We start from the raw sequence: 23,760 nt of genomic DNA, 5'->3' as shown, positions 1-23,760 counted from the left end.
TCCTCAAATTCGTACAGTTTTCGTGCGTTAATTACGCTTCAACAATTGCCAGAATGTCGCTCTCGGACATGATCAACACTTCTTCATTGTCGATCTTCTCGGATTTCACGCCGTAGCCATCGTTGAAAATGACGATGTCACCAACTTTAACGTCCAGTGGCTGCACAGTTCCGTTTTCCAGGATGCGGCCCTTACCGACAGCGATGATTTCGCCACGCGTTGATTTTGCTGCTGCTGAACCGGTCAGAACGATGCCGCCAGCAGACTTGGTTTCAACTTCTTTACGTTTGACGATCACACGATCATGTAACGGACGAATACTCATTGATAGCTCTCCTTTGAGAAAGTCATTATCAGTTATGGATGACGCCGGTCCGCATGCGGTTTTCCGGCTAGTGCCCTGAGAGATGGGGATAGCTTTTTACCCCTTCAAGGGGTAATCGAAAAAAAATTTGCGAAAGTGTTACCATCCACTCTCTTTTGATGGTGGCGGGACGAGGTAAATGAGTGGACTCAGGCAGGAGTTGGGGCTGGCGCAGGGCATTGGCTTACTCTCAACGTCTTTATTAGGCACGGGGGTATTTGCGGTTCCCGCGCTGGCGGCGTTGGTTGCCGGCAATAACAGTCTTTGGGCATGGCCGGTGCTGATCGTGCTGGTGTTTCCGGTGGCGATTGTCTTTGCCATACTCGGGCGGCACTTCCCGAGCGCAGGCGGCGTAGCGCATTTTGTCGGCATGGCGTTTGGGCCGCGGATGAAGCGTGTCACCGGCTGGCTATTTTTGTCGGTGATACCCGTTGGCCTTCCGGCAGCCCTGCATATCGCAACCGGCTTCGGACAGGCGCTGTTTGGCTGGCACGATGAACAACTGCTGCTGGCTGAAATCGGTACGCTGGCGATTGTCTGGTGGGTTGGCTCGCGAGGGGCCAGTTCCAGCGCCAATCTGCAAACGCTGGTCGCCGTGTTAATTGTCGCGCTGATCGTCGCCATCTGGTTTGCGGGTGACATTACGGTGGCGGATATTCCTTTCCCCGCGATTAACGACATCGACCACGCACAGCTTTTCGCTGCACTATCCGTCATGTTCTGGTGTTTCGTCGGTCTGGAGGCGTTCGCTCATCTGGCATCCGAGTTTAAACAGCCCGAGCGTGACTTTCCCCGCGCTCTGATGTTTGGCCTGATGCTGGCGGGCACAGTGTATTGGGCCTGTACCGTACTGGTGCTGCACTTCAACGCGTTCAGTGAAGAGAAAGCCGCCGCCGCGTCGCTGCCGGGCATCGTGGTGCAGCTGTTTGGTGTTAAAGCCCTGTGGGTAGCCTGCGTGATTGGCTATCTCGCCTGCTTTGCCAGCCTCAACATTTATATTCAGAGCTTCGCCCGGCTGGTGTGGTCTCAGGCACTTTATAAACCGGATAGCCCCCTCTCACGCCTGTCAAAGCGTCAGCTTCCGGTGAATGCGCTGAATACCGTACTGGGCTGCTGCGTGGTGAGTTCCCTGGCCATTTATCTCCTCGACATCAACCTTGACGCGCTGATTGTCTACGCCAACGGTATTTTCATTATGATCTACCTGCTGTGCATGCTGGCGGGCTGTCGGCTACTGAAAGGACGTTTTAAGGCGCTGGCGGCTGTCGGGTGTGTCCTGTGCCTGATGCTGCTGGCGATGGTGGGATGGAAGAGTGTGTACGCCATCGTCATGCTGGCGGGGCTGTGGGTGTTTTTACCGAAGCGGCAAGCTCCGCAGGCCCGGTGAGCGAGCGCCACCGGGCCAGAAACTCACCGATCGTCTTTATGATCTAACCGGTCGCGCTGCTCATCCTTACGCTGGTATTCCCCTTCAAAGGTATCCCCCGGGCCGGTGCTGAAACCACCGCCTGGCATACGGCTGAAACGCAGATGCGGCAGCAGCTTCATGGTCAGGTGCTTCTGCACCGGCGGCAACAGCAACAGCAGGCCGAGGAAGTCTGTAAAGAAGCCCGGCAGGATCAGCAGCAAACCAGCAATAATCAGCGACACGCTTTTGATCATCTCGGCGGCCGGGCTTTCGCCTGCGGCCATCTTCTGCTGCATTAACAGGAAATTTTTGAAACCCTGATTGCGCACCAGCGACATGCCGATGGCGGAGGTGAAGATCACCAGAATCAGCGTCAGCAGGACGCCCAGCACATGGGCAACCTGGATGAAAATCGAAATTTCAATGTAAACATAAAGAAAGAAAGCAATAAATGGTATCCAGCGCACTGGCATCTCCTGTATGGCAGGTGCCTTCTGGCCCCTGACTGAATGTGTTCGCGAAGCGCGTAGATAAGAGATGGCGACGGTTAGCCAAATTTCAATCGGTTTGCACGGATATTTTTTTGGAAATATTAAAGCGGTGACATATTTCACAGATTAATAATTATCATGAAATCGGGTCGATAATAAGTGATCCAGCTTACGGCAATTCGCTATCATCAGCATATGATCTCGAACATCTGGCCGATTGAGGGAATAATCGTCGGTCATAAAATATTCAAAACCACATATATACTGTGTGTTTAGTACAATCCATCGGCAGCTTGAAAAGAAGGTTCACATGTTAAACAACATTCGTATCGAAGAAGATTTGTTGGGTACCAGGGAAGTTCCAGCGGATGCCTACTATGGTGTTCACACTCTGAGAGCGATTGAAAACTTCTACATCAGCAACAGCAAAATCAGCGACATCCCTGAATTTGTGCGTGGCATGGTGATGGTAAAAAAAGCCGCGGCTCTGGCAAACAAAGAGTTGCAAACCATTCCTAAAAGCGCTGCAAATGCGATTATCGCCGCGTGCGATGAGGTGCTGAACAACGGCAAATGCATGGATCAGTTCCCGGTCGACGTCTATCAGGGCGGCGCGGGCACCTCTGTCAACATGAACACCAACGAAGTGCTGGCAAACATCGGCCTGGAGCTGATGGGTCATCAGAAAGGTGAATACCAGTACCTGAACCCGAACGACCACGTTAACAAATGTCAGTCCACCAACGACGCCTACCCAACCGGCTTCCGCATCGCGGTGTATGCCTCTGTCGTTAAACTGGTCGACGCGATTAATCAGTTGGGCGATGGCTTCCAGCGTAAAGCCGTTGAGTTCCAGGACATCCTGAAAATGGGCCGTACCCAGTTGCAGGACGCGGTGCCAATGACCCTCGGACAGGAATTCCACGCGTTTAACGTGCTGCTGAACGAAGAGACGAAAAACCTGCTGCGTACGTCCGAACTGCTGCTGGAAGTGAACCTGGGCGCAACCGCCATCGGTACACGCCTGAACACGCCAGATGGCTATCAGCAACTGGCGGTACAGAAGCTGGCTGAAGTGTCCAACCTGCCGGTTGTGCCTGCGGAAGACCTGATTGAAGCTACCTCAGACTGCGGCGCCTACGTGATGGTGCACAGCGCCCTGAAACGTCTGGCGGTGAAACTGTCCAAAATCTGTAACGACCTGCGCCTGCTCTCCTCCGGTCCGCGCGCTGGCCTGAATGAAATCAACCTGCCAGAGTTGCAGGCGGGTTCATCCATCATGCCAGCTAAAGTGAACCCGGTGGTGCCAGAAGTGGTGAACCAGGTTTGCTTCAAGGTTATTGGTAACGATACGACCGTCACCATGGCCTCCGAAGCCGGTCAGCTCCAGCTGAACGTGATGGAGCCGGTGATTGGCCAGGCGATGTTTGAATCTATCCATATTCTGACTAACGCCTGCTACAACCTGCTGGAAAAATGCATTAACGGCATCACCGCGAATAAAGAAGTGTGTGAAGGCTACGTCTATAACTCCATCGGCATCGTCACCTACCTCAATCCGTTCATCGGCCACCACAACGGCGATATCGTCGGGAAGATTTGTGCCGAAACCGGTAAGAGCGTACGTGAAGTGGTTCTCGAGCGAGGATTGTTGACCGAAGCCGAACTGGACGATATCTTCTCCGCCCAGAACCTGATGCACCCGGCATATAAAGCGAAACGATATACCGATGAAAGCGAACAGTAACCGTTCAGGCTAAGCTTCCGAAAGGCACGTCACTTGTGACGTGCCTTTTTTCTTTATGGGCGTTACCAAAACACAACAATTCAATATCAACTTGTTAATGAGCAAGGCAGGTCTTTATGTTTGGAGCAGAACTCGTCATCGTCCTGTTGGCGATTTATTTGGGCGCACGACTCGGGGGAATCGGCATCGGTTTTGCTGGCGGTCTCGGAGTGCTTGTACTTACCCTGATCTTTCAGATTAAACCCGGCGCAATCCCTTTTGACGTTATCGAAATCATCATGGCGGTTATTGCTGCTATCGCGGCCATGCAGGTCGCTGGCGGTATGGACTACCTGGTGAGCCTGGCGGAGCGTATGCTGCGTCGCCATCCGAAATACATCACCTTCCTTGCCCCGCTGGTGACCTGGTTTATGACCATTCTCGCCGGTACTGGCCATACTGCCTTCTCCACGCTGCCGGTCATCACCGAAGTGGCGAAAGAGCAGGGTATTCGCCCGTCTCGCCCTCTTTCTATTGCCGTGGTCGCCTCCCAGATTGCGATTACCGCCTCGCCTATTTCCGCGGCGGTGGTCTTCTTCGCGGGCATCCTTGAGCCAATGGGCGTAAGTTACCTGACGCTGCTGGCAATCTGTATTCCGGTCACGCTGATTGCGGTAATGATCACTGCCGTGCTGTGTAACTTCCTCGGTGCCGAGCTGAAAGACGATCCGGTTTACCAGGAGCGTCTGGCAAAAGGTGAAGTGAGCCTGCGCGGTAGCCAGGTCTTCGAGCTGAAGCCGCATGCAAAACGCTCCGTGCTGCTGTTTCTGATTGGTATCGTCGCCGTGATGTTCTACGCGACCGCCATCAGCGACACGGTAGGTCTGATCCAGAACCCGGTTCTGCCGCGTAACGAAGCCATTGTGGTGTTTATGCTGACCATCGCGACGCTGATCAGCATCACCTGTAAAATCGACACCAGCGAAGTGCTGAACGCCAGCACCTTCAAATCCGGAATGAGCGCCTGCGTGTGCGTGCTGGGCGTGGCGTGGCTCGGTGATACCTTTGTGAAAGCGCACATCAGCGATATCCAGACCGTTGCAGGCGACCTGCTGCACAACTATCCGTGGCTGCTGGCAGTAGTGCTGTTCTTTGCCGCGACGCTGCTGTACTCCCAGGCTGCGACCACCAAAGCGCTGATGCCTGCGGCACTGATGCTGGGCGTTACGCCGCTGACGGCGATTGCCTCTTTTGCAGCGGTTTCCGCCCTGTTCGTGCTGCCCACCTACCCAACCCTGCTGGCCGCAGTTGAGATGGATGACACCGGCTCAACCCGTATTGGTAAGTACGTGTTTAACCACGCGTTCCTCATCCCGGGCGTGGTGGCGATTACGCTCTGCGTGATCCTCGGCTTTATCATCGGCGGCATTGTGCTGTAAACGATTAGCCGTTGTAAAAATAGTTAAAAACGGGCCGCTCTGCGGCCCGTTTCATTAATGACCAACCGCCTTGCGTGATATAGTGAAGACTTTCGTGATGAGGAGGTCGACTTGTGAACACGCCTGATGCTGTTGTTGTACTGTGCACCGCCCCTGATGAAGCTTCTGCCCAGGATCTGGCCGCCAAAGTGCTGGCCGAAAAACTGGCTGCCTGTGTCACGCTTCTTCCCGGTGCCACCTCCCTTTATTACTGGGAAGGCAAGCTGGAGCAAGAGTACGAAGTCCAGATGTTGCTCAAAACCAACCTGACAAACCAGCAGGCGCTCCTCGACTGCCTCAAGTCTCATCATCCATACCAAACCCCGGAGCTGCTGGTGCTGCCAGTGGTCCACGGCGATAACGATTATCTCTCATGGCTCAACGCTTCATTACGCTGATCCTGCTGCTGTGCAGCACGTCAGTTTTTGCCGGGTTGTTTGACGCACCCGGCCGTTCGAACTTTATTCCTGCCGACCAGGCATTCGTTTTCGACTTTCAGCAAAACCAGCACGATCTCAGTCTCACCTGGCAGGTGAAAGAGGGTTACTACCTCTATCGCGAGCAGGTCAGCATCACGCCGACAAAGGCGAACGTCGGCGCATTGCAGATGCCCGCTGGCGTGTGGCACGAGGACGAGTTCTACGGTAAGAGTGAAATTTATCGCCAGCGCTTAAGCGTGCCCGTCACGGTGAACCATGCCGATAAAGGTGCCACATTAACGGTCACCTATCAGGGCTGCGCAGACGCCGGATTCTGTTACCCACCTGAAACAAAGGTCGTTCCGCTTAGCGAAGTGAAAGGCGCTGCCCCCCCTCTCCCCTCAGGGGAGAGGGCCAGGATGAAGGGTGAAGGCGCAGGCGAAGCCACTTCAGACCTTCCGTTCTCAGCACTTTGGGCGTTATTGATTGGTATCGGCATCGCCTTTACGCCCTGCGTACTGCCTATGTACCCGCTTATCTCTGGCATCGTGCTGGGCGGTAAACAACGCCTTTCCACCGCCCGTGCGCTGTTGCTGGCCTTTATCTATGTACAGGGCATGGCGTTAACCTATACGGCGCTCGGCCTCGTGGTCGCCGCTGCCGGGTTGCAGTTCCAGGCCGCCCTTCAGCATCCTTATGTGCTTATCGGACTGTCAGCGGTGTTTATTCTGCTGGCGCTGTCGATGTTTGGCCTGTTCACCCTGCAACTGCCCTCTTCCCTGCAAACCCGTCTGACGCTGATGAGCAACCGTCAGCAGGGTGGCTCTGCGGGCGGCGTGTTCGCCATGGGTGCCATCGCCGGGCTGATTTGCTCCCCCTGCACCACTGCGCCGTTGAGCGCCATCCTGTTATACATTGCTCAGAGCGGCAACCTGTGGCTCGGCGGCGGCACGCTGTACCTCTACGCGCTCGGCATGGGCCTGCCGCTGATCCTGGTGACGGTGTTTGGCAATCGTCTGCTGCCGAAAAGCGGCCCGTGGATGGAGACGGTGAAAACCGCGTTTGGTTTTGTCATTCTGGCGCTGCCGGTATTTCTGCTGGAGCGCATCATCGGTGATGTGTGTGGTACACGTCTTTGGGCGATGCTCGGCGTGGCCTTCTTCAGCTGGGCGTTTATCGTGAGTCTGGGGGCGAAGAAACCGTGGATGCGCCTGCTACAGATCCTTCTGCTGGCGGCCGCGCTGGTGAGCGTCCGTCCGCTACAGGACTGGGCGTTTGGCACCCCGGCAGGTCAAACGCAGGCTCATCTGAATTTTATACAGATTAAAAACGTAGATGACCTTAACCACGCCCTGGCGCAGGCGAAAGGCAAACCGGTCATGCTCGATCTCTATGCCGACTGGTGCGTGGCCTGCAAAGAGTTTGAAAAATACACCTTCAGCGATCCGCAGGTACAACATGCGCTGAGCGATACCGTTCTGCTCCAGGCGAACGTTACCGCCAACAGCACGCAGGATAAGGCTCTGCTGAAGCAACTTAACGTGCTCGGGTTGCCTACCATCCTGTTCTTCAATGAACAGGGGGAAGAACAGCCGACGCAGCGTGTAACCGGGTTTATGGACGCGACGGCATTCAACGCGCATTTGCGCAATCGCCAACCGTAAACAACACTTTAGACGGGACAAACCGTTGGGAATAGCGGAGGAGATAACCGTGCAACGCGAAGACGTACTGGGACAAGCCCTGCAATTGCTTGAGATTCAAGGGATCGCCAGCACCACGCTTGAGATGGTCGCCGACCGTATCAATTACCCTCTGGATGAACTTAAGCGCTTCTGGCCGGATAAAGAGGCGCTGCTGTACGATGCCCTGCGCTATCTCAGCCAGCAGGTGGATATCTGGCGCAGGCAGCTGATGCTGAATGAAGAACTGACCACCGAGCAAAAGCTGCTGGCGCGCTATACCGCACTGACGGAGTGTGTTACCAACAACCGTTACCCAGGTTGTCTGTTTATCGCCGCCTGCACCTACTATCCGGATCCTGGGCACCCCATCCATCAACTGGCAGATCAGCAAAAACGAGCCGCGCACGAGTTCACACATGAGCTGCTGACCACACTTGAAGTGGATGATCCGGCAATGGTCGCGAAGCAGATGGAGCTGGTGCTGGAAGGTTGCCTGAGCCGCATGCTGGTGAACCGTAGCCAGGCGGATGTGGATACGGCGCACCGTCTGGCGGAAGATATTTTGCGGTTCGCGCAGTGTCGTATGGGTGGTGCACTGACCTAAGCCAGCATTCCCATCCAGGCGGAAATAAACAAACACAGCGCCATCGCGCGCTGAAATCGCACCATCGCCACGGTGGTGCGGAAAATCCGGTTCACCGCCTTCCCCAGCCACGCCCAGCACAACAAACAGACCACGGAGATCGCCAGAAACCATAGCGCCATCAGCGTAATATCCCGTAATGCATGGTCGCTTGCCGGAGCAAACAGGCTGACAACTGCCAGCGCCATCATCCATGTTTTTGGATTTACAACCTGTAGTAACGCCGCCGCCCGCGCGGTAAATCGGACGTGACTTCTGGAGGAGAGATTCGCGGCCGGGGCGCTAAACAGCTGCCAGCTCATCCAGGAAAGCCACAGCACACCCGCCCAGCTCATTACCTGACGTATCAGTGGATACTGGCGTAACACTTCTCCTGCCCCAGCGCCTGAAACCAGAACAATAGCGCTGGCGGCAATACACCCGCCCAGGATCGCAGGAACCGTATTTTTTACGCCAAAGTGCTGACTGTTAGCCAGTACCAGAATGTTGGTTGGCCCCGGTGTAATCGAGGCGACAAATGCAAACAGCAGGAAGGGTAATAAATTCACAGGTGACTCCTTTTTTATTAGAGCCACGAATGTGCCGTTATTTTCTGGAAACGTCTGGAAGGTTTGTGCATAACCGGCGGTAGTGTGCCGGAGAAATACGGTATGCACGCTGGAACCAGCGACCAAGATGGCTTTGATCGGCAAAACCCACTGCCGTCGCAACATCAACAGGCAGTTCCCCACACGCCAGCATCTGTCGGGCCTTTGCCAGTCGCAGCTGGATAAGCCAGGCGTGAGGTGCCAGGTGAAATTCGCGTTTAAAACAGCGGGTGAGGGTAAAGCGATCCGTACCCGTCTCGCGGGCAAGGTCTGATAGCCCCACGTTCTCGCCGATATGCGCATAGAGATAGTCGCGGGCACGATGCGCCACAGCGGAGCTTTGTAATTGCGACGGGAGTTTCTTACGCCAGTGGCAGTGGGTAGTTATCTGAGAGAGCAGGTTATCCATTGTGCTCTGTTGGACGATCTTCATCTCATCGTTATGCAACGAGGCAAATGTATCACCGATAGCACGCACCAACTGAGGCTCTCGCGTCAGCGTTTGGGCAAAGTGGAGGGTGTAGCTCCCGGGAGTAGAGTCGTACAGCCCTTGAAGCGTACGGGTGAGCCAGTGTTCATCCAGATAAAAGGTCAGATAAGTAAAGCCCCCCTCTACCGGTGCATCACCGTCATGGATCTCCCCGGGCTCAAGTAAAAAAGCATCGCCCGGCTGGCTACGGTGGCGTTCACGGCGACAGTGAAACTGCTGCGTGCCGGAAAGGGTTATTCCGACCAGATAGCTATCATGCCAGTGGGGATCAAAAGCATGTCCTTCGAAATGCGCCTTAATTGTCTCAATACCTGTTTCTGCATGCTGACGCAGCTCAAGCCAGTCGTTTGCCATACTGCCCTCCTCTTACCGCCAGCATTGTCACATCTTGCCTGAACTGTCTGGAAGATTTGTGCAATTCCAGGACACAAACGGACAGATTGCCGCAAACTTAAGCAGTTGAACAGCTTTTCCCGAAATAATGTTGACGATCGCGCGCGATTGCGGTTTAATGCGCTCCGTTGCCCGGATAGCTCAGTCGGTAGAGCAGGGGATTGAAAATCCCCGTGTCCTTGGTTCGATTCCGAGTCCGGGCACCACTATTTAAAGAACCCAGCCTATGGCTGGGTTTTTGCTTTTCTGTCCCCGCTACGCATTGAATTTTCCCTTCTGTCAGGTAATAGTGATTTTTTTTCCTGACAATGAAAATGATATGACCTTATCTGCTTTAAAAGTCGGGTCACTGCTCCTGCTGTTGATCCTGTTTTATACCGGCCTGTTCACGAGCGATCGCATCACCTGGCTGATGGAGGTGACGCCCGTCATTATCATCATCCCACTTCTGCTTGCCACGCACAGGCGATACCCCCTGACTCCCCTTCTCTATACCCTGGTTTTCTTCCACGCCATCATTCTGATGGTTGGTGGTATGTACACCTATGCAAAGGTTCCGGTTGGTTTTGAGGTTCAGGAGATGCTCGGGCTTAGCCGAAATCCGTATGACAAGCTCGGTCACTTCTTCCAGGGGCTGGTTCCCGCACTGGCAGCGCGAGAAATTCTGCTGCGCGGTGGGTATGTTCGTGGACATAAGATGACGGGATTTCTGGTGTGCTGTGTTGCTCTGGCCATTAGCGCCACCTATGAACTCATTGAGTGGTGGGCTGCTTTGGCGATGGGACAGGGTGCGGATGATTTTCTGGGGACGCAGGGCGATCCATGGGATACCCAGTCTGATATGTTTTGCGCGCTGCTTGGTGCGTTAACGACGGTACTGATCCTTGGGCGTTTCCATCAGCGGCAATTGCGTCGTTTGAATGTGGATAGTGCGCTCTGAGTTGCCGGGTGACGGCTTCGCCTTACCCGGCCTGCCGTTTTTCAACAAATAAACGCAAAAAGGCCATCCTTGCGGATGGCCTCTTCACTTGTTTGATGCCTGGCAGTTCCCTACTCTCACATGGGGAGACCCCACACTACCATCGGCGCTACGGCGTTTCACTTCTGAGTTCGGCATGGGGTCAGGTGGGACCACCGCGCTAAAGCCGCCAGGCAAATTCTGTTTAATCTGTATCAGGCTGAAAATCGTGTCTGTCTCTTCGCCAAAACACCTTCGGCGTTGTAAGGTTAAGCCTCACGGTTCATTAGTATCGGTTAGCTCAACGCATCGCTGCGCTTACACACCCGACCTATCAACGTCGTCGTCTTCAACGTTCCTTCAGGAGACTTAAAGTCTCAGGGAGAACTCATCTCGGGGCAAGTTTCGTGCTTAGATGCTTTCAGCACTTATCTCTTCCGCATTTAGCTACCGGGCAGTGCCATTGGCATGACAACCCGAACACCAGTGATGCGTCCACTCCGGTCCTCTCGTACTAGGAGCAGCCCCCCTCAATTCTCCAGCGCCCACGGCAGATAGGGACCGAACTGTCTCACGACGTTCTAAACCCAGCTCGCGTACCACTTTAAATGGCGAACAGCCATACCCTTGGGACCTACTTCAGCCCCAGGATGTGATGAGCCGACATCGAGGTGCCAAACACCGCCGTCGATATGAACTCTTGGGCGGTATCAGCCTGTTATCCCCGGAGTACCTTTTATCCGTTGAGCGATGGCCCTTCCATTCAGAACCACCGGATCACTATGACCTGCTTTCGCACCTGCTCGCGCCGTCACGCTCGCAGTCAAGCTGGCTTATGCCATTGCACTAACCTCCTGATGTCCGACCAGGATTAGCCAACCTTCGTGCTCCTCCGTTACTCTTTGGGAGGAGACCGCCCCAGTCAAACTACCCACCAGACACTGTCCGCAACCCGGATCACGGGTCTACGTTAGAACACCAGCCATTAAAGGGTGGTATTTCAAGGATGGCTCCACGCAGACTGGCGTCCACGCTTCAAAGCCTCCCACCTATCCTACACATCAAGGACCAGTGTTCAGTGTCAAGCTATAGTAAAGGTTCACGGGGTCTTTCCGTCTTGCCGCGGGTACACTGCATCTTCACAGCGAGTTCAATTTCACTGAGTCTCGGGTGGAGACAGCCTGGCCATCATTACGCCATTCGTGCAGGTCGGAACTTACCCGACAAGGAATTTCGCTACCTTAGGACCGTTATAGTTACGGCCGCCGTTTACCGGGGCTTCGATCAAGAGCTTCGCGTTGCCGCTAACCCCATCAATTAACCTTCCGGCACCGGGCAGGCGTCACACCGTATACGTCCACTTTCGTGTTTGCACAGTGCTGTGTTTTTAATAAACAGTTGCAGCCAGCTGGTATCTTCGACTGATTTCAGCTCCGTCCGCAGGGACTTCACCTACCTATCAGCGTGCCTTCTCCCGAAGTTACGGCACCATTTTGCCTAGTTCCTTCACCCGAGTTCTCTCAAGCGCCTTGGTATTCTCTACCTGACCACCTGTGTCGGTTTGGGGTACGATTTCGTGTTACCTGATGCTTAGAGGCTTTTCCTGGAAGCAGGGCATTTATCACTTCAGCACCGTAGTGCCTCGTCATCACACCTCAGCGTTAAAAGGTACCGGATTTACCTGGAACCTCCGCCTACATGCTTAAACCGGGACAACCGTCGCCCGGCTGACATAGCCTTCTCCGTCCCCCCTTCGCAGTAACACCAAGTACAGGAATATTAACCTGTTTCCCATCGACTACGCCTTTCGGCCTCGCCTTAGGGGTCGACTCACCCTGCCCCGATTAACGTTGGACAGGAACCCTTGGTCTTCCGGCGAGCGGGCTTTTCACCCGCTTTATCGTTACTTATGTCAGCATTCGCACTTCTGATACCTCCAGCATGCCTCACAGCACACCTTCAACGGCTTACAGAACGCTCCCCTACCCAACAACGCATAAGCGTCGCTGCCGCAGCTTCGGTGCATGGTTTAGCCCCGTTACATCTTCCGCGCAGGCCGACTCGACCAGTGAGCTATTACGCTTTCTTTAAATGATGGCTGCTTCTAAGCCAACATCCTGGCTGTCTGTGCCTTCCCACATCGTTTCCCACTTAACCATGACTTTGGGACCTTAGCTGGCGGTCTGGGTTGTTTCCCTCTTCACGACGGACGTTAGCACCCGCCGTGTGTCTCCCGTGATAACATTCTTCGGTATTCGTAGTTTGCATCGGGTTGGTAAGCCGGGATGGCCCCCTAGCCGAAACAGTGCTCTACCCCCGAAGATGAGTTCACGAGGCGCTACCTAAATAGCTTTCGGGGAGAACCAGCTATCTCCCGGTTTGATTGGCCTTTCACCCCCAGCCACAGGTCATCCGCTAATTTTTCAACATTAGTCGGTTCGGTCCTCCAGTTAGTGTTACCCAACCTTCAACCTGCCCATGGCTAGATCACCGGGTTTCGGGTCTATACCCTGCAACTTAACGCCCAGTTAAGACTCGGTTTCCCTTCGGCTCCCCTATACGGTTAACCTTGCTACAGAATATAAGTCGCTGACCCATTATACAAAAGGTACGCAGTCACCCCATAAAGAGGCTCCCACTGCTTGTACGTACACGGTTTCAGGTTCTTTTTCACTCCCCTCGCCGGGGTTCTTTTCGCCTTTCCCTCACGGTACTGGTTCACTATCGGTCAGTCAGGAGTATTTAGCCTTGGAGGATGGTCCCCCCATATTCAGACAGGATACCACGTGTCCCGCCCTACTCTTCGAGTTCACAGCAAGTGCATTTTCGTGTACGGGACTATCACCCTGTACCGTCGGACTTTCCAGACCGTTCCACTAACACACAAGCTGATTCAGACTCCGGGCTGCTCCCCGTTCGCTCGCCGCTACTGGGGGAATCTCGGTTGATTTCTTTTCCTCGGGGTACTTAGATGTTTCAGTTCCCCCGGTTCGCCTCGTTAACCTATGTATTCAGTTAACGATAGTGTGTCGGAACACACTGGGTTTCCCCATTCGGACATCGCCGGGTCAAGGGTTCATATCACCTCGCCGGCGCTTTTCGCAGATTAGCACGTCCTTCATCGCCTCTGACTGCCAGGGCATCCACCGTGTACGCTTAGTCGCTTAACCTCACAACCCGAAGATGTTTCACTTCTGATTGCGAAAATTTGAGAGACTCGAACACACATGAGCTGTGTGTCGTTTCAATTTTCAGCTTGATCCAGATTTTTAAAGAGCAAATATCTCAAACGTGACTCGCAAGTCAGTTTTGAGATATGACGGCAGGTGACTTTCACTCACGAACCAGCAAGTGGCGTCCCCTAGGGGATTCGAACCCCTGTTACCGCCGTGAAAGGGCGGTGTCCTGGGCCTCTAGACGAAGGGGACGTACAGTCTCAATCGCAAGACGCCTTGCTATTTACTTTTCATCAGACAATCTGTGTGAGCACTGCAAAGGCAGGTTCTTTAAGGTAAGGAGGTGATCCAACCGCAGGTTCCCCTACGGTTACCTTGTTACGACTTCACCCCAGTCATGAATCACAAAGTGGTAAGCGCCCTCCCGAAGGTTAAGCTACCTACTTCTTTTGCAACCCACTCCCATGGTGTGACGGGCGGTGTGTACAAGGCCCGGGAACGTATTCACCGTGGCATTCTGATCCACGATTACTAGCGATTCCGACTTCATGGAGTCGAGTTGCAGACTCCAATCCGGACTACGACGCACTTTATGAGGTCCGCTTGCTCTCGCGAGGTCGCTTCTCTTTGTATGCGCCATTGTAGCACGTGTGTAGCCCTACTCGTAAGGGCCATGATGACTTGACGTCATCCCCACCTTCCTCCAGTTTATCACTGGCAGTCTCCTTTGAGTTCCCGGCCGGACCGCTGGCAACAAAGGATAAGGGTTGCGCTCGTTGCGGGACTTAACCCAACATTTCACAACACGAGCTGACGACAGCCATGCAGCACCTGTCTCAGAGTTCCCGAAGGCACCAATCCATCTCTGGAAAGTTCTCTGGATGTCAAGAGTAGGTAAGGTTCTTCGCGTTGCATCGAATTAAACCACATGCTCCACCGCTTGTGCGGGCCCCCGTCAATTCATTTGAGTTTTAACCTTGCGGCCGTACTCCCCAGGCGGTCGACTTAACGCGTTAGCTCCGGAAGCCACGCCTCAAGGGCACAACCTCCAAGTCGACATCGTTTACGGCGTGGACTACCAGGGTATCTAATCCTGTTTGCTCCCCACGCTTTCGCACCTGAGCGTCAGTCTTTGTCCAGGGGGCCGCCTTCGCCACCGGTATTCCTCCAGATCTCTACGCATTTCACCGCTACACCTGGAATTCTACCCCCCTCTACAAGACTCTAGCCTGCCAGTTTCGAATGCAGTTCCCAGGTTGAGCCCGGGGATTTCACATCCGACTTGACAGACCGCCTGCGTGCGCTTTACGCCCAGTAATTCCGATTAACGCTTGCACCCTCCGTATTACCGCGGCTGCTGGCACGGAGTTAGCCGGTGCTTCTTCTGCGGGTAACGTCAATCGCTGTGGTTATTAACCACAACGCCTTCCTCCCCGCTGAAAGTACTTTACAACCCGAAGGCCTTCTTCATACACGCGGCATGGCTGCATCAGGCTTGCGCCCATTGTGCAATATTCCCCACTGCTGCCTCCCGTAGGAGTCTGGACCGTGTCTCAGTTCCAGTGTGGCTGGTCATCCTCTCAGACCAGCTAGGGATCGTCGCCTAGGTGAGCCGTTACCCCACCTACTAGCTAATCCCATCTGGGCACATCCGATGGCAAGAGGCCCGAAGGTCCCCCTCTTTGGTCTTGCGACGTTATGCGGTATTAGCTACCGTTTCCAGTAGTTATCCCCCTCCATCAGGCAGTTTCCCAGACATTACTCACCCGTCCGCCACTCGTCAGCAAAGCAGCAAGCTGCTTCCTGTTACCGTTCGACTTGCATGTGTTAGGCCTGCCGCCAGCGTTCAATCTGAGCCATGATCAAACTCTTCAATTTAAAAGTTTGATGCTCAATGAATTAAACTTCGTAATGAATTACGTGTTCACTCGTTGAGACTTGGTATTCATTTATCGTCCGAGGACGTTAAGAATCCATGTCACTTTGAGTGCCCACACAGATTGTCTGATAAATTGTTAAAGAGCAGTGCAACGCGGCTTTCGCTCACCGTTGCGAGGTGGCGTATATTACGCTTTCCTCTTTCAGAGTCAACCCTGATTTTCAGGATTTTTTCTCTTCAGCCGACCGGGTTGTTTGTGAAGTGATTCACATCCGCCGTGTCGATGGAGGCGCATTATAGGGAGTTCCCGAGCGACCGCAACAGAAAAGTTGCAAAAAAATGACTGACTGCTGTATTCCCCAGCAAAACCCCGCCTTATACCTTTTTACGCACAGACTTATCCACAATCCATTGACGATCCCGGTGTGATCCAGCGATTTGAACACTATACTAGCGGCAAATATTTCTCTCGCGGGTCAACCTCATGACGACACAACGACTTCAACGTGACTGGCGTCTCCCAACCGCCGGGCTCGCCGTGCTGGTGTTACTTATGGCAGGTTTTGCACTGCATGAGCACTGGAATGCTTTTATTCAGTGGTGCCTCGCCACCCAGATCACCCTGCACCGTTATCTGGTGATGTATTTGCTGCAACTTAATAATCATCAGTACAGCGGTGGGCTGTGGTTGTTAACCGGTGCGTTTCTTTATGGTGTACTCCATGCCGTTGGACCGGGACACGGCAAATTCATCGTCACCACGTATCTCACCACCAATAAAGAGAGCCAGCTCGCGGCGCGCGTCGTACCGTTTATCGGTAGCCTGATGCAGGGCGTCAGCGCAATCGCCTTTGTCTTTATCCTGGCGGTTGGATTGAACCTCGCGTCAGGGGATATCAGCACCAGCCGTTGGTACGTCGAGAAAATCAGCGCCCTACTGATTGCCGCCTTCGGTGCATTTATCATTTATCAGGCGCTCAGCAGCCTGCGTCCGCGCAAAATGGCGATTAGCGCCATCAAGCCGCTTCACCAGCATAATGAACATTGTGGCTGCGGCCATCACGGCGTAGGGGTGGATCTGGCTAAAAGCGACTGGAAAACCCGTCTGGGCGTAGTGCTGGCCATAGGCGCACGCCCGTGCAGCGGGGCAATTATGATCCTGATGTTCTCGAATGCGCTCGGCATTATTAGCTGGGGGATTGCTGCTGTGATGACAATGTCGCTGGGCACGGCGCTGTCGATTATGGGGCTGTCGCTGGCAGTACGTTACGCACGTGAACGCACAGTAGCCTGGTTTGGTGGCGGCACGTCCCTGAACTGGATAATGCCGATGGTCAAAATTGCCGGAGGGGTTGTTCTGATACTGTTCGCGACGGTCCTGTTCCTGACGGTGATCCCCGTCAGCGCTGGCGGCGACTACATCGCCGCAGGATGCTAATAAAAGAAAACCCGCCAGCGGCGGGTTTTTTTATCACTCGTTAATTCTCGGATGCTGGTCAACCAGGCGAGAACGTTTTTTCTGGAGCGCCTCGATCTCTGCGTCAATATCTTCAATCTTCTGCTCTACATTATCGTAGTGCTCACGCAGGATCTCTTTCGCTTCCTGAATATCAGACGCCGCAGGCGTTGCCCCTTTCAGGGGACGATTCGCCGTCTCCTTCATGGTAATACCGGTAATCAGGCCGACCACCGCAATGACCATCAGATAGTAAGCAGGCATCATCAGGTTTTGCGTGCTCTCCACCAGTGAAGCAGCAAGTGTCGGCGTCAGGCCCGCAATCAGAACGGAGATATTAAAGGCTGCCGCCAGCGCACTGTAGCGAATATGCGTCGGGAACATTGCCGGCAGCGTAGAAGCCATCACCCCGATGAAGCAGTTGAGGATCACCGCCAGCATCAGCAGACCGGCGAAAATCAGCCCCAGCACATTGCTGTTAATCAGAATAAAGGCCGGAATTGCCAGTGCGAACAAGGCGACGCTGCCGAGAATAATGAATGGCTTACGGCCAAAGCGGTCGCTCAACAGACCCATAATCGGCTGCACAAACAGCATACCTACCATGATGGCGATAATAATCAGCACACCGTGGTCTTCCGAGTAGTGCAGGTTATGCGACAGGTAGCTCGGCATGTAGGTCAGCAGCATGTAATAGGTGACGTTGGTGGAAATCACCAGACCAATACAGGTCAGCAGGCTGCGCCAGTGTTTGGTCGCAATCTCCTTGAACGACACTTTCGGGCCATCCTGTAACCCTTCACGGTCACCCTGCTCCAGCTTTTCAACGTGCTGCTGAAACGCAGGCGTCTCTTCCAGGGCGTGACGCAGGTAAAGCCCAATGATGCCCAGCGGCAGCGCCAGGAAGAACGGAATACGCCAGCCCCAGTCAAGGAAGTTCTCTTCACCCACTACGGTTGAGATCAGAACGACAACCCCCGCGCCCATGACGAATCCGGCAATCGAACCAAAGTCCAGCCAGCTGCCCATAAAGCCGCGTTTACGGTCCGGAGAATATTCGGCGACAAAAATCGATGCACCGGTATATTCGCCGCCAACGGAGAAGCCCTGCGCCATCTTACAGATCAACAGCAGAATCGGCGCCCATATACCAATAGTCGCATACGACGGAATAAGGCCGATACAGAATGTACTTATCGACATGATGACAATGGTAATAGCCAGGATTTTCTGGCGACCATATTTATCACCCAGCATGCCGAAGAAAAGACCACCAAGAGGGCGAATCAGGAAGGGAACGGAGAACGTACCCAGCGCGGCAATCATCTGCAAGCTGGGATCGGCACCGGGGAAGAACACTTTACCAAGTGCATAGGCCACAAAGCCGTAAACACCAAAATCGAACCACTCCATCGCATTACCGAGCGAGGCCGCTGTAATCGCTTTGCGCAGTTTCGCGTCATCAATAATGGTGACATCGCGCAGCGTGATGGGTTTTACTTTTTTCCTTCTAAGCATAGCTTTCCTCGTAGACTCAGCCCCGTCCGTTTCACAGCGCATTTTGCAAGCTGTGAACCAGAGATCCGCTCCATGCGAATCTCCTTATTCAAGCGTAGCAGGTTTACTTACATTGACGTTTTACCTCAATACAACCGAACCTGTTGACGCCTGTCTGGGCAGTTAAAGACCTTTTTACCCTACCAGCGTTTATATATGTGATCAACTTCACATATATTTTTCCTGTTCGTAAGATGCCTTCAGCTTTTGTCAATTCACGATAAGTAAGGTCATTCTCAACCCCCTTATCAAACAGATCTTAACGCCCGTTATTATTCATTCCCAAACAAAATACAATCACATTTCTTCACAGCGAATTTACACAAAATTTAATTATTAATCGTGGGCAATCCTGTTTCCATTCAATATGTGACGGAGATAACTAAAACAGTGTTTCGTTTTGATTGAATCGCAATTCCAAAGATCGCATGATAAATCCGAACACGATATCTCAGCGGCTTTCAAATGAAGGAATACTGAACGCCTTAATTTCACTTTACAGCATAAGTAACGAATCGATTGGCCTCCAAAAAGGCAATCATTTGAATTTGTTGATCTATTTTTGAGATTTCCGCCAGCCACGCGGGCGAGATGTGAGGGTTAATGATGAAGATTAAAGCAACTATAGAACGCATCCCGGGCGGGATGATGCTGGTCCCGCTGGTACTTGGCGCGATATTAAATACGCTGGCCTCGAATACCGGTGCTTATTTTGGCGGTTTTACAAAAGGTATGATCACCGGAACGGTACCGATTCTGGCAGTCTGGTTCTTTTGCATCGGCGCATCTATTAACTTGCGTGCAACAGGTACGGTATTACGTAAATCAGGGACGTTGGTCATTACTAAAATTGCGGTCGCCTGGGTTGTTGCCATGATCTGTGCGATGTTCATTCCGGAGAATGGAATTCAGACTGGCTTCTTCGCCGGATTATCCGTTCTGGCCATTGTCTCAGCAATGGATATGACCAACGGCGGTCTCTATGCCAGCCTGATGAATCAATATGGCACCAAAGAAGAATCGGGCGCGTTCGTGCTGATGTCCCTGGAGTCGGGTCCACTGATGACGATGTTGATTCTGGGTTCTGCTGGCCTTGCCTCCTTTGAACTACACCATTTTGTCGGGGCGATCCTGCCGTTCCTGATTGGTTTTGCGCTGGGTAACCTCGATCACGATCTGCGCGATTTCTTCAGCAAAGCCACCCCGGTACTGATCCCGTTCTTCGGCTTCGCGTTGGGCAATACCATCAACCTGAACGTAATTCTCGAAACCGGCCTGCTGGGTATTGTGCTGGGTGTTGCCGTCATCGTCATCACGGGTATTCCGCTGATTATTGCAGACCGCGTCATCGGGGGCGGCAACGGAACCGCGGGTGTGGCCGCCTCTTCGGCCGCAGGCGCTGCGGTAGCCAACCCGGTGATTATCGCCCAGATTAACCCGGCCTTTGAACCCGTAGCCGCTTCCGCCACGGCTCTGGTTGCCGCCAGCGTGATTGTTACGGCAATTCTGGTCCCTATCATCACGGCACTGTACGCCAGACGCTTTGGGCATGTGCCTGAGACCCGGACAGAACATGAAGCGGTAGAAATGCACCACTAACCCTTTCGCCCCCCTCTTTAAAAAGAGGGGGCAATCACGTACCAAATATCTCTTCCACCATGCCATCCACCAGCCGTTTTGCCGAACAGAGTCTTGGCATTCCCAGCGCGACCGTTTGCCAGCTCTGCGTCACTGACCAGCTCACCGGATGTTTTTCCGCCTGACACCAGTCCCCCAGCCAGCCCAGCATATCTTTATAATCAATCAGACCGGGAGAAGCGGGCGTCGTCAGCCACTGATGGTAAAAATGCCGGGTGGTGGGAGAAGCATTAATCTCCTGTGCCAGATAATTTGCGGCCATGCTGCGCAGGTTATCTTTCAGCATGGCCGCCACATCACTATTCGCCAGACGACAGGCATCGCCAAACGCCCCCCAGCGCAACTCTTCCAGCACGATAAAGCAGCGGCCAGCCAGCGACCAGCCGTCATACTGCCCGGCTCGCCAGCGGGTAAAAATTTGCTCGCTGTGCTCACCCGCCTGAACCGTAAGACCGCGCTGCGCGAGCGCTTTCTCTTTATAGGCGGCACGCTGGTTGAAATGTGCGGAGAGCTCCTCGTACTGTTGCAACAATCCGGGAGGTTGAGGGAGGCGTGGATTCACCTGCTGGCGCAGGGCTACCAGCCTGTCGGACATACGGGTCAGCGCAAGGTGTCCGGGGTCGAGCATACCGGCAAGTTTCTCCGCCAGACCCAGCCGCAGTGCTGCATTTTCGTTGAGCATTCCCGCCATTGCCCACGGCCGCAGCCGGGTCTGCGTAATGATCTCCTGCGTCAAACGCTCACGAAATTGTAGTTGCTGTGGCCCCAGGAGGGCGTGACGTGCAGCATTCGCCCCCTGGACCAAATCGACCATAAATTTTGGATGAATACACTCCAGCGTCCGCCCGGGACCGTCCAGTAGCTGTGTTGTCATGGTTGCTCTGCCGCGAATAAGGTTTGAATATCATCGCGTAACAGTCGGGTATCTTCCTGAATCCACGCCGCAGTGGTCATACTTTGCTTCAACAACTGGCTAAGCGCCCGGGTTGAATGCTCATTCTGCTGCCGAACGGCAAGGCTATCACGCAAGCTTTCCTGTAACCCGGTCAGGCACAACGAAAACTCTGCAAAGAACGTTGCCATACCTGCCGTAACAGAGACATCGACCTGCGCGGCCAAAGCTTTACGAATTTGATCGCAAAACTGATCGGTATGTTGCGTAAATTTGCCATGAAGCTGAGCGATGTCGATGACATAGCGTGTGCGCGTCACGACATACTCCTCCCAGCCCCAGCCGGGATTATTGAGCCAGCGCGAGACGGTATTACGTACGCTGCCTGCCCCTGCTGGCTGACTGGCGGGAGGGGTGTCCTGCACAATGGCATCATTAAATAACCCGCGCGTATTGAAATTAAGCTGGTTTGCCTGAAACGCCGGGAAGCTAATCCGCGCCCGAAATCCGGCATGACTGAGCTGTTCCTTAATTCGCGTCTCGATGGGTCGCATCGCCTCATTCAACGATCGGGCGAGCGTAGACTCCAGCTGATCGAAGCGTAACGCCAGCTCCCGGCCAATTCTGCTCTGCGCATTCAGCATAATCTGCTCGCATGACGATCGGATCTTGCTCAGGACAATCTGCGCATGCCCTTCATCGTCAAGCACCAGCTGCTGGATCGCATCCGCGTCGTCTTCACGCAAACTGGATGGCTCGCGGCCTGCTAAGTCAAGAATAGACGGGCGGCTAAAAATGTCGCCCAGCGCCTGGTGAAGTTCATCTTTCTGGCGAAGCAGAAAAGCATCCGTTGCGTTGAGCGCCTCTTCAACTTCATGCTGGACCTCATCGCTCACCACGCTCTGCCGCTGACGCAGCATCGTCATATCCTCTTCCAGGCGCGCAATATTCAGCTCCAGCTCATCAAAAGCGACCGTCAGTCCCTGATGGCGAAAGTCCAGGTATTCTCTGGCATTTTGCGCATAGTTCAGCAGCTTATGCGATGCCGACCGTAAAGCGAACAGTGAGGCGTTGGCGTAAGCCGCGTAAATCAGTTTGCGGATGGGCTGTTCGAACAGCGAATCCTCCCACAGCAGATCCGCCGCATGGCGAATATGGTCAATATCGTCCAGGTCGGCCGTTCGCCAGCGGCGGCCCAGCGCGGCCTCGGCAAAATCCTGTACCCAACGCTGATCCTGATGATCGGGAAGGCGCCCATGGGCGTTCATCTCATAGCGGGCGCGGTTTGCCAGATAGGCCCACATGGAAGAGACCGGATAAATTTGCCCCGGAGAAATATTCCCTTTCATCAGCGTGCCGGAAAACATCGCCCGCACCTGCTCTTCATCGTCGCTATTACGATCTTTCTGATCGAATTTGTTGACCAGGGCGTAAAGCGGCACGGATTTCCCGGCAGCCGAAATTGCCTGACGAACCTCAGCATCAGAAATGGATTTAAGCTGGGTGTAGTCCATCACCGCCAGAACGGCGGAGGCGCGCGCCAACTGCTCATTGAGCATTTTTTGCAGGTGCGGCTGACCGGCCTCGTTCGGCCCCGGCGTGTCGAGCAGCGTCAGTTGCCCCAGGTGCGCATCCAGACCGGCGAGATGCACAAACTCCACCTCAATCACCGGAATATGTTCAATCGCGGCATACTCAGAGAACGGAAACTCCACGCCCAGCGCCTGAGAAAGCCGCACCAGATCGTTCAGGCTTTTCAGACAATGAAAGATGGGCTCCGCGCCCAGGTGATGTTTTTCAAACGCCTCACCTCTTTCTATGCGCTCCAGCAGCGTATTCATGTCCTTGTCGATTTCCAGACGCCGCGCCAGCTTGCCGCGATCTTTATCGCACAGTTTTTTCTGCAACTGGGTAATCAGGGTATCGATGGGCGAAACGTGCAAAAAATGCAGCACCGGCTCCTTCTGGCCCGGCGTATGGCGGATCAGCGTGGGAAGCGCCGTCATCGGACGATTGCGGTTCGGCAGCACTTCCGTGCCCACAATCGCATTAATGGTGGTCGATTTTCCCGCTTTCATGGTACCCACAATCGCCAGTACCATTTCGAGGCGGGTTATTTTGCGTAATTCATTATTCAGCATCGCCTGCTGAGCGTCGACACCTCGTGCGCTAAAATGCAATGGCAAAACGTTGTTATTAACGCCGCTCATGGCAGCGGTTGTGCTATCCAGCTTTGCAATCGGCATAGATTTTAATGAATCAAGATTGTTCAGAGCGAGCTGTAACAAACGTTCAGCTTCCTGGCTTAATTCAAATATGGTCTGTGTGTGCATGATAAAAGCCTTCCCTTAACGCAAATTTATTACTTTTATTAAGCCACGATGTTTTAATTATACTTTTCAGGCTTATATGATCACGTATGGAAAACATGTTCATTTAATACAACTAACTGAAGATAATGAGAATTTAAAACCCACCCTCGTAATACGTGTAAAACATCCCCTGGCCAGAAAGCCAAAA

16 protein-coding genes, 2 tRNA genes and 3 rRNA genes are annotated in these 23,760 nt (G+C 53.7%); 10 read left to right on the top strand and 11 right to left on the bottom strand.

Annotation, left to right across the window (positions count from 1 at the left end; translation table 11 throughout):
- Nucleotides 1-31 precede the first annotated feature (31 nt).
- The gene (locus O1724_RS02335; protein WP_003855929.1) at nt 32-325 is read right to left on the bottom strand and encodes a co-chaperone GroES; all 294 of its coding nucleotides are present in this window, start codon (nt 323-325) and stop codon (nt 32-34) included.
- A 178-nt stretch (nt 326-503) separates the two neighbouring features.
- On the opposite strand from O1724_RS02335, the gene yjeH reads away from it, so the two are divergent.
- Nucleotides 504-1,751, top strand: a complete 1,248-nt coding sequence (gene yjeH / locus O1724_RS02330; protein WP_063855854.1) for an L-methionine/branched-chain amino acid transporter — start codon at nt 504-506, stop codon at nt 1,749-1,751.
- 23 nt (nt 1,752-1,774) lie between these two features.
- On the opposite strand, the gene O1724_RS02325 is transcribed toward yjeH, so the two are convergent.
- A complete protein-coding gene (locus O1724_RS02325; RefSeq protein ID WP_176691013.1) occupies nt 1,775-2,239 on the bottom strand; it encodes an FxsA family protein in 465 nt (154 codons plus the stop codon).
- 334 nt (nt 2,240-2,573) lie between these two features.
- Between O1724_RS02325 and aspA the strand changes: the two genes are divergently transcribed.
- The 5 genes from aspA (at nt 2,574) to O1724_RS02300 (ending at nt 8,175) form a co-directional block, all read left to right on the top strand.
- A complete protein-coding gene (aspA, locus tag O1724_RS02320) occupies nt 2,574-4,010 on the top strand; it encodes an aspartate ammonia-lyase (RefSeq protein ID WP_003855923.1) in 1,437 nt (478 codons plus the stop codon).
- Nucleotides 4,011-4,126: 116 nt separating this feature from the next.
- On the top strand, nt 4,127-5,428 hold the full coding sequence (locus O1724_RS02315) for an anaerobic C4-dicarboxylate transporter (RefSeq protein ID WP_003855921.1): 1,302 nt from the start codon (nt 4,127-4,129) through the stop codon (nt 5,426-5,428).
- A gap of 113 nt (nt 5,429-5,541) precedes the next feature.
- Complete coding sequence (gene cutA, locus O1724_RS02310) at nt 5,542-5,865, top strand: divalent cation tolerance protein CutA (RefSeq protein ID WP_003855908.1); 324 nt, start codon at nt 5,542-5,544, stop codon at nt 5,863-5,865.
- Entirely contained in the window at nt 5,841-7,550 is a 1,710-nt protein-coding gene (locus O1724_RS02305; RefSeq protein ID WP_126297138.1) for a protein-disulfide reductase DsbD, read from the top strand. The genes cutA and O1724_RS02305 overlap by 25 nt, the downstream gene beginning before the upstream one ends.
- 49 nt (nt 7,551-7,599) lie before the next feature.
- A complete protein-coding gene (locus O1724_RS02300) occupies nt 7,600-8,175 on the top strand; it encodes a transcriptional regulator (RefSeq protein ID WP_045895627.1) in 576 nt (191 codons plus the stop codon).
- On the opposite strand, the gene O1724_RS02295 is transcribed toward O1724_RS02300, so the two are convergent.
- Together O1724_RS02295 and O1724_RS02290 are read right to left on the bottom strand one after the other, a co-directional pair.
- Entirely contained in the window at nt 8,172-8,762 is a 591-nt protein-coding gene (locus O1724_RS02295) for a LysE family translocator (protein WP_003855903.1), read from the bottom strand. The two genes, O1724_RS02300 and O1724_RS02295, sit on opposite strands and share 4 nt — an antisense overlap.
- Before the next feature lie 37 nt (nt 8,763-8,799).
- Nucleotides 8,800-9,645: an AraC family transcriptional regulator gene (locus O1724_RS02290; RefSeq protein WP_047654584.1), complete on the bottom strand. Its 846-nt coding sequence runs from the start codon at nt 9,643-9,645 to the stop codon at nt 8,800-8,802.
- A gap of 169 nt (nt 9,646-9,814) precedes the next feature.
- On the opposite strand from O1724_RS02290, the gene O1724_RS02285 reads away from it, so the two are divergent.
- Both O1724_RS02285 and O1724_RS02280 read left to right on the top strand, forming a co-directional pair.
- Nucleotides 9,815-9,890, top strand: a tRNA-Phe gene (locus O1724_RS02285).
- Nucleotides 9,891-10,003: 113 nt separating this feature from the next.
- Complete coding sequence (locus tag O1724_RS02280) at nt 10,004-10,624, top strand: DUF2238 domain-containing protein (protein WP_096947308.1); 621 nt, start codon at nt 10,004-10,006, stop codon at nt 10,622-10,624.
- Between the two features lie 97 nt (nt 10,625-10,721).
- Here the strand turns inward: O1724_RS02280 and rrf are convergent.
- The 4 genes from rrf to O1724_RS02260 all read right to left on the bottom strand — a co-directional run bounded on the left by rrf (nt 10,722) and on the right by O1724_RS02260 (nt 15,696).
- A 5S ribosomal RNA gene (rrf, locus tag O1724_RS02275) occupies nt 10,722-10,837 on the bottom strand.
- 70 nt (nt 10,838-10,907) lie between these two features.
- A 23S ribosomal RNA gene (locus tag O1724_RS02270) occupies nt 10,908-13,812 on the bottom strand.
- Nucleotides 13,813-13,994: 182 nt separating this feature from the next.
- Nucleotides 13,995-14,070: transfer RNA gene (locus O1724_RS02265), tRNA-Glu, on the bottom strand.
- Nucleotides 14,071-14,154: 84 nt separating this feature from the next.
- Nucleotides 14,155-15,696: ribosomal RNA gene (locus O1724_RS02260) — 16S ribosomal RNA — on the bottom strand.
- Together the 16S, 23S and 5S rRNA genes with 1 tRNA gene alongside form the textbook arrangement of a ribosomal RNA operon.
- A 485-nt stretch (nt 15,697-16,181) precedes the next feature.
- Between O1724_RS02260 and O1724_RS02255 the strand changes: the two genes are divergently transcribed.
- Nucleotides 16,182-17,135 (top strand): nickel/cobalt transporter, encoded by a 954-nt coding sequence (locus tag O1724_RS02255; RefSeq protein WP_032608267.1) that lies wholly within the window; start codon nt 16,182-16,184, stop codon nt 17,133-17,135.
- 33 nt (nt 17,136-17,168) lie between these two features.
- On the opposite strand, the gene proP is transcribed toward O1724_RS02255, so the two are convergent.
- The gene (gene proP, locus O1724_RS02250) at nt 17,169-18,671 is read right to left on the bottom strand and encodes a glycine betaine/L-proline transporter ProP (RefSeq protein ID WP_003860199.1); all 1,503 of its coding nucleotides are present in this window, start codon (nt 18,669-18,671) and stop codon (nt 17,169-17,171) included.
- A 645-nt stretch (nt 18,672-19,316) separates the two neighbouring features.
- On the opposite strand from proP, the gene kdgT reads away from it, so the two are divergent.
- The gene (gene kdgT, locus O1724_RS02245; RefSeq protein ID WP_126297448.1) at nt 19,317-20,309 is read left to right on the top strand and encodes a 2-keto-3-deoxygluconate transporter; all 993 of its coding nucleotides are present in this window, start codon (nt 19,317-19,319) and stop codon (nt 20,307-20,309) included.
- Nucleotides 20,310-20,343: 34 nt separating this feature from the next.
- Here kdgT and O1724_RS02240 read toward each other — a convergent pair whose 3' ends face one another.
- On the bottom strand, nt 20,344-21,222 hold the full coding sequence (locus tag O1724_RS02240; protein WP_126297441.1) for a diguanylate cyclase regulator RdcB family protein: 879 nt from the start codon (nt 21,220-21,222) through the stop codon (nt 20,344-20,346).
- A complete protein-coding gene (gene crfC / locus O1724_RS02235; protein WP_126297442.1) occupies nt 21,219-23,573 on the bottom strand; it encodes a clamp-binding protein CrfC in 2,355 nt (784 codons plus the stop codon). The genes O1724_RS02240 and crfC overlap by 4 nt, the downstream gene beginning before the upstream one ends.
- Between the last annotated feature and the right edge of the window lie 187 nt (nt 23,574-23,760).

The sequence above is a fragment of the Enterobacter cloacae complex sp. HYC074_NIDB genome (genome assembly GCF_056673345.1).
This window is presented reverse-complemented; position numbering and strand designations above follow the sequence as displayed.

Bases quoted from the DNA above. Each gene is read 5' to 3' on its own strand.
- O1724_RS02335 (WP_003855929.1), bottom strand. From the start codon at position 325: ATGAGTATTCGTCCGTTACATGATCGTGTGATCGTCAAACGTAAAGAA.
- yjeH (WP_063855854.1), top strand. From the start codon at position 504: ATGAGTGGACTCAGGCAGGAGTTGGGGCTGGCGCAGGGCATTGGCTTA.
- aspA (WP_003855923.1), top strand. From the start codon at position 2,574: ATGTTAAACAACATTCGTATCGAAGAAGATTTGTTGGGTACCAGGGAA.
- O1724_RS02315 (WP_003855921.1), top strand. From the start codon at position 4,127: ATGTTTGGAGCAGAACTCGTCATCGTCCTGTTGGCGATTTATTTGGGC.
- O1724_RS02305 (WP_126297138.1), top strand. From the start codon at position 5,841: ATGGCTCAACGCTTCATTACGCTGATCCTGCTGCTGTGCAGCACGTCA.
- O1724_RS02290 (WP_047654584.1), bottom strand. From the start codon at position 9,645: ATGGCAAACGACTGGCTTGAGCTGCGTCAGCATGCAGAAACAGGTATT.
- O1724_RS02280 (WP_096947308.1), top strand. From the start codon at position 10,004: ATGACCTTATCTGCTTTAAAAGTCGGGTCACTGCTCCTGCTGTTGATC.
- O1724_RS02255 (WP_032608267.1), top strand. From the start codon at position 16,182: ATGACGACACAACGACTTCAACGTGACTGGCGTCTCCCAACCGCCGGG.
- proP (WP_003860199.1), bottom strand. From the start codon at position 18,671: ATGCTTAGAAGGAAAAAAGTAAAACCCATCACGCTGCGCGATGTCACC.
- kdgT (WP_126297448.1), top strand. From the start codon at position 19,317: ATGAAGATTAAAGCAACTATAGAACGCATCCCGGGCGGGATGATGCTG.
- O1724_RS02240 (WP_126297441.1), bottom strand. From the start codon at position 21,222: ATGACAACACAGCTACTGGACGGTCCCGGGCGGACGCTGGAGTGTATT.
- crfC (WP_126297442.1), bottom strand. From the start codon at position 23,573: ATGCACACACAGACCATATTTGAATTAAGCCAGGAAGCTGAACGTTTG.